The sequence below is a fragment of the Haloferax sp. KTX1 genome (assembly GCF_902410085.1).
Taxonomy (GTDB): Archaea; Halobacteriota; Halobacteria; order Halobacteriales; family Haloferacaceae; genus Haloferax; species Haloferax massiliensis.
Window position 1 is genome coordinate 1 of record NZ_CABPRH010000337.1, and the last position, 392, is coordinate 392.

At 59.2% G+C, this 392-nt stretch carries 1 protein-coding gene; it reads right to left on the minus strand.

Annotation, left to right across the window (positions count from 1 at the left end; translation table 11 throughout):
- Positions 1-278 (minus strand): VOC family protein (locus FY251_RS22095; RefSeq protein ID WP_148417031.1); only part of this gene is annotated, 278 nt, incomplete at its 3' end.
- Between the last annotated feature and the right edge of the window lie 114 nt (positions 279-392).

A 392-nucleotide genomic window follows, 5' to 3' on the forward strand; every position in this document is an offset into this window, starting at 1 on the left:
ACGCCGCGGTGGTCGATACGCTCGACAGTCGCGTCGACATCGTCCACGCCGAGCGCGAGGTGGTCCCAGCCGGACCCCATCTCGAAGCTCGTCTCCCCGTCCGTTTCTGCCAGTTGCAGTTCGACGCCGCTGTCGTCGGCCACGTAGTAGTTCGTCGTCTCGCCGTCGGGCGTGGTGAACTGCCAGGACTCCTCGAAGCCGAACTGCTCGTAGAACGCGATCGATGCTGTGGCGTCGGCCACGTTCAGGCACATATGAAGGATGCTTGCATTGCCCATACATCGCTTCCAGTGCCCTGCGTCAAATAGCTGGCGGGCTACGTAAAGCGAATTGTGACCGCATGCCACAGACTTTAATGATTATTACTCCTGAATGCTCGTATGGCGATCGAA